General features: G+C 39.6%; 4 protein-coding genes and 1 pseudogene. 2 read left to right on the top strand and 3 right to left on the bottom strand.

The window, feature by feature from the left end; all coding sequences use genetic code 11:
* The 3 genes and pseudogenes from CALSC_RS08480 to purE form a co-directional block, all read right to left on the bottom strand.
* Nucleotides 1-383 (bottom strand): annotated as a pseudogene (locus tag CALSC_RS08480) (ammonium transporter); the annotation flags it as partial.
* Nucleotides 384-670: 287 nt separating this feature from the next.
* Entirely contained in the window at nucleotides 671-2,275 is a 1,605-nt protein-coding gene (locus CALSC_RS08475; protein ID WP_088240931.1) for an ammonium transporter, read from the bottom strand.
* A gap of 763 nt (nucleotides 2,276-3,038) precedes the next feature.
* Nucleotides 3,039-3,554, bottom strand: coding sequence for a 5-(carboxyamino)imidazole ribonucleotide mutase (purE, locus tag CALSC_RS08470; protein WP_088240930.1), 516 nt, complete (start codon nucleotides 3,552-3,554; stop codon nucleotides 3,039-3,041).
* Nucleotides 3,555-3,679: 125 nt separating this feature from the next.
* Here purE and nagA point away from each other — a divergent pair, with 125 nt between their 5' ends.
* Nucleotides 3,680-4,894 carry an N-acetylglucosamine-6-phosphate deacetylase gene (gene nagA / locus CALSC_RS08465; protein ID WP_088240929.1) on the top strand — a complete coding sequence of 405 codons (1,215 nt, stop codon included), beginning with the start codon at nucleotides 3,680-3,682 and terminating at the stop codon, nucleotides 4,892-4,894.
* Between the two features lie 210 nt (nucleotides 4,895-5,104).
* Nucleotides 5,105-5,791, top strand: coding sequence for a magnesium protoporphyrin IX methyltransferase (gene bchM / locus CALSC_RS08460; RefSeq protein ID WP_088240928.1), 687 nt, complete (start codon nucleotides 5,105-5,107; stop codon nucleotides 5,789-5,791).
* Nucleotides 5,792-6,000: the final 209 nt, after the last annotated feature.

Here is a 6,000-nt window from a genome sequence, read left to right as displayed (position 1 = left end):
GGGTGGGGAATGGTGGGTGCATATTCGCTAGCTCCTAACAAAACCCCATTTAATCCCAGCCACTGCAAACCACCGATGAAGGCATTCCCTGGAGCAAAAGCAAGGCTGTAACCCCATAAAACCCAAGTTACTCCTACAATCCCCATGACCACAAAACCCATCATTAGGGTATTGAGAACATTGCGCGATCGCACAAACCCACTATAAAAAAAAGCCAAACCTGGTGTCATTAACAATACCAAGGCGGCAGAAAATAACATAAATGCCGTATCGCCCGTATTAATAGGGGTAGAACTTATGGGTGTTTGAGCAACAGCACTATCTATAAATAGACCACCGAAAAGTATGGCAATCGCTCCCACGAGCACAATTTTCTTTAACACTTGTATGTGTCTCTCTGCGCTAATAACTTTGTGTGAGGTAAATCTTTTTTTGATGTTTACCGCTTATTTTCTGAGTTAATTGACGAAAATCTCAAATAAATTCATTCTTGATTGTAGTAGGCAGGAAATTATCAATGGGTTATTGCTCAACTTTTGATATTATCTATTTTGTAACCTTTGATACTTTTAAACAAAAATATAGAGACGTTGCTAGGCAACATCTCCATGCAGATTATGTGTCATTTCCGAAACAGTTTTCAGAAATATACTTTTACCAGTAGTATTATCTATGTACTGGGAATATCTCCAGTTTCCGATGAAACATCATCGCCATAATCAGATCCCATAAATCCACCGGTACTAGATTCTTTAAGGAACCCACTGTAAGCTTCCATGCCATGTTCCCCAATATCTAAACCTTCCAACTCTTCTTGTCGGGGGACACGAATACCCAAGGTATTTTTGAGTATTAACCAGACCACACTGCTAAAGGCAACAGTAAATATACCAATAGCCACAACACCAACTATCTGCAACCACAATTGTCCAAATCCACCACCAAACAATAAACCTTTGGTAGGACCTGCACCATCACCATACCAAGAATAAATTCCTGGACCAGCTGCAAATAAGCCCACTGCTAAGGTTCCCCAAACACCACATACTAAGTGGACTGAGGTGGCACCAACTGGGTCATCAACGCCCATTTTCTCAATTGTAATTACAGAGAAAACTACTATAACTCCAGCGATTAAGCCGATGATTACAGCACTAAAAAAATTAACGTAGGCACAAGGTGCTGTAATTCCTACCAAACCAGCCAAAATACCATTGATAATCATGGACAAATCTGGCTTACCAAGACGTGCCCAAGCTGTTAAGGTAGCCGCAATACCACCCGCAGCAGCCGCCAGGTTTGTGGTTAAAGCAATATGAGCGATCGCTCCACTATCAGCAGCCATAGTGGAACCAGGGTTAAAACCAAACCAACCTAACCACAGAATCAAGCAACCAAGGGTAGCAAGACTCATATTGTGTGCAGGAAGGGCAGTCGGTTCCCCATTTTGATACTTACCAGTCCGCGCTCCTAAAAAGATTGCTCCCATTAACGCAGCCCAACCGCCAACGGAGTGAACCACGGTAGAACCAGCAAAATCCCAAAAGCCCATACCAGCCAGCCAGCCGCCACCCCAGACCCAATGTCCAGTAATCCCGTAGGATATACCAACTAGCAGGACACTGAAAATTAGGAAGTCAATAAATTTAATCCGTTCGGCAACTGCTCCAGATACGATGGTAGCTGCTGTACCAGCAAATGCTACCTGGAATAAAAATTTCGCTGCTAAGGGAATACCAGTCCAATTCAAAGCACCAAATACACCCTTGTAAGCATCTCCAGTCGCTGGACTATTATCTGCACCTGTCAGAAAAAATCCTTGTAAACCAATAAAACCATTACCACCATCATCACCAAACATCAGGGCAAATCCGATTACCCAAAAGGCAATGGTAGCAAGAGCAAAGACAATCAGGTTTTTGGATAGGATATTAACTGCATTTTTTTGCCGACAGAAGCCAGTTTCTAACATTCCGAAACCAGCATTCATAAAAATTACCAAAAAGGCTGCGACTGCGACCCACAAGGTATCAACTGCAACCTTCAAGCTATCAAAGTCTTCTTGGCTTACTGCTTTAGGGGTTTGGGCGATTGCAGCATAACCAGAAAACAACACAATCAAGCAAGCAATAGGAATACAAGCTTGCCAGCTTGGTGTTAATCCTTTAATTCCATTACTAATTGTTTGAAAAATATTTTCTGTTCTTGAGTTATAGGGACTCCATTGAGCGGACTGTCGCCTATTTTTCAACTTCCATCTTTTTGTACGCTTCATCTGCATCCTCATACACCATCCTTACAGTTAGGAATATGTTCAGTATTTCCAGAACTATCTTCATTTACAGTCCAAACAAAATGGTTTTTGATATTCTGTATTGTCAGAGAGTTATCCTACTTTAATTGCTGATACTAATTACCAGCAAGTATTTGTTTAGAAACCAGATAGTTAAATAATTTAATTCATTTTCAAAACATTTAATATTGAGTTTTGTTTCTCTTTAAGAGATATTTAATTACTTGCAATTATATATGCCATAATATGGTCAAGTTAATATTCTACTAACTCCACCAATAAATTCGTGCTTCCCAGCTTAGGCACTAAACATATTCATCATTTGTTGCCAGTGACTTAGCTTATTACTGAGACACTAGTATTGTCAATAAATAGCCATAAAATCTGTAGTCTTAAATACATTTTATCAGTTTAAGAAAAACTAAAGGCACAATGGGCAAAATAAAGCCATCTTTATCCTATTTGCTGGTTTGTCTATTGTGCAAGCATTTCCAGCCATATGACTACAAATATTACACTTTTATAAACAAATGTTAATTTTTTGTTCAAGATAAAAAATAATGCTTGTACTTTGATTTCATATACCCAAATATGAATATAGGAATATATTTATTTTGTTAAAAAAATAACATCTATTAGTACGCAATTAGGGCGCGGATATTGTTGAATCCCCAACAGTAAACTTATTACTTATTACTTGCACATAGCGCTATAAATTGTCTATTGCCAGCTATTATTTTCTGATTTACATTTGTTGTAAATATTGTTTATAACCGAGATTTTCTAGGTTTGTTTGTTTCTCCATTACTGATTTACATAGGTTTTGGCGATAATTTTGTACTTTCTCTAATAACTCAGATTGCTGGGTAGCAATAATTTGTATTGCTAAAAGTCCAGCATTTTTAGCATTACCAATAGCTACGGTGGCAACAGGAATACCTGCGGGCATTTGTACAATTGAATACAAAGAATCTATTCCTTGTAAATGGCGGCTAGCTACGGGAACGCCAATGACGGGCAATGGAGTCAAGGATGCTACCATTCCTGGTAAATGAGCTGCACCACCAGCACCAGCAATAATTACTTTAATACCTCTTTGATGAGCGGATTGAGCATATTCCACCATCTTCTCTGGGGTTCGATGGGCACTAACTATTGCCACTTCACAAGCAACATCGAATTCTTCACAAATTGCGATCGCACTTTCCATAGTCGGTAGGTCAGAATCGCTACCCATAATAATGCCAATTAAGGGAGACATAGAATTTTGGATTTTGGATTGATAGTTAAGTAATCATCTCAATTAATTGGTTTTATTGCTACCCACTGTGTCTAAAATTAGTTAGCATCTGGCAAAATGAGCGATTCAGACTAAATATACCAAACATGAATATTAATCCAGTAGAAATAATTAATGCCAAATTATATGAAGAAAATTATTTATACAGAATTTTAATTAATCATCAAGGAAAAATTGAACAAATATCTCCTATGGATGTGGAGACTAATTGGGAAAATAGCCAAAAAATACAGGTTTTAGATGTTACTGGTGATTGGATTTCTTTAGGTGGTTTAGATTTACAAATTAATGGGGCTTTAGGTTTAGCATTTCCAGATTTAAGGACAGAAAATCAGCATTTATTAGCAAAAATTTGTAAATTTATGTGGGATATGGGAATAGATAGTTTTTTACCCACCTTAGTTACTACTTCCGTTGAAAATATACAAAATTCATTAGAAGCGATTGCTAATTTTTTACCTGAAAATCAGGGAGCCAAAATTTTGGGAGTCCACCTAGAAGGGCCGTGTTTAAATTTACAAAAAAGAGGTGCTCATCCTTCAGAATATTTATTACCACTGACGGTAGAAAATATCAAACATGTTTTGGGTAACTATGGTCACATTGTGAAAATAATTACTTTAGCACCAGAATTAGATTCTACAGGTGAAGTTATCCCCTATCTGCGTTCCTTAGGCATAACCGTTAGCTTGGGGCATTCTCAAGCCAATTCTATCCAAGCACAACAAGCCTTTGATATGGGAGCAACAATGGTAACTCATGCCTTTAATGCTATGCCACCATTACATCATCGAGAACCAGGATTATTAGGTGCAGCTATTACCCAACAACAAGTTATGTGTGGTTTTATTGCTGATGGGCAACATGTTTGTCCCAGCATGATAGACATATTGCTCAGAGCCAGTAACTATGACAAGGGTCTGTTTCTTGTCAGCGATGCTTTAGCACCCTTGGGATTACCCGATGGAATTTATCCTTGGGACAGTCGGGAAATAGAAGTGATAAATGGGACTGCAAGGCTCTTAGATGGAACCTTGTCGGGAACAACTTTACCTTTATTGGTGGGAGTCCAAAATTTAGTTAAGTGGGGTATCTGCGACCTAGGGACAGCGATTAAACTAGCTACAGACTCACCTCGTCAAGCAATTGGTTTACCAGGAATGGATGTTAATCAACCTGCGAATTTATTGCGTTGGCACTTTGATGAAGCTAGGAGGGAGCTTACCTGGCAGAGATTGGGGGCAGGGGGCAGGGAGCAGGGAGCAGGGAGTAGGGAGCAGGGAGTAGGGAGCAGGGAGTAGGGAGCAGGGGGCAGGGAGCAGGGAGCAGGGGGCAAGGAGCAGGAGTGATGGAGGGAAGGAAAAATTCTACCTTAGATAATTGATGGTGAAAAATTTTTTCATCGGGACTGTCTTATTCTTTCTGCCATAACATTTGATTGCCATATGACTTTGGGGAACAGGCAAACATGGTAATTTTAAGGCTTGGGAACCTTTAACTTCTAGACGGGCATGAACGTAGCTGACGACAAAATTATTGTTAAAGATTATTTCAATTCCACCGGCTTCGATCGCTGGAAGCGTATTTATGGAGATGGAGATGTCAATAAAGTCCAATTAGACATCCGTAATGGGCATCAACAAACAATTGATAAGGTATTAAACTGGCTGCAAGCAGATGAAAACTTAACAGAAATATCAATTTGTGATGCAGGCTGTGGTGTGGGTAGCTTGAGCATACCCCTAGCAGCAGCTGGGGCAAAAGTCTATGCCAGCGATATTTCGGAAAAAATGGTGGAGGAAGGAAAGGCAAGAGGTTTACATACCTTAAACAACAATGATAATCCGACCTTTGCCGTACAAGATTTAGAAGCCATTAATGGTAACTACCATACAGTTATTTGTTTAGATGTACTCATCCACTATCCCCAGGAAAAAATGGATGAGATGATTTCTCACCTTTGTTCTGTGGCACAGTCACGGATTATTCTCAGTTTTGCACCCAAAACCTGTTTTTTGACAATTCTCAAGAAAATTGGTAGCTTCTTCCCTGGGCCGAGTAAAACAACTCGTGCTTATATGCACCGAGAAACTGATGTGATCAAAGTCTTGGAAAAAAATGGCTTTACGGTACAACGTGATTCCATGACACGTAGCCGTTTTTACTTCTCCCGTTTACTGGAAGCTACAAGGAATTAAGCTGATAGTCGCGGCAAGATAAAACTCCATATCTTGTCGTGAACTGTGAATTCCTGATTTTAGGTTGCTCTTATATATTCGCGTAAAAATCAATTGAACAAGCAGTTTGGGCATCTTGCCCAGGTTTGGGAAATAGCAAGCGAGACGCTTGCACTACTTATTTTTACCCACTCCCAACTCCCAACTCCCAACTCCCGATTCCCAACTCC

The organism is Calothrix rhizosoleniae SC01 (assembly GCF_900185595.1).
GTDB lineage: Bacteria > Cyanobacteriota > Cyanobacteriia > Cyanobacteriales > Nostocaceae > Calothrix_A > Calothrix_A rhizosoleniae.
The sequence above is the reverse complement of the archived record's forward strand: the minus strand, read 5'-3'. Positions and strand labels throughout refer to the sequence as shown.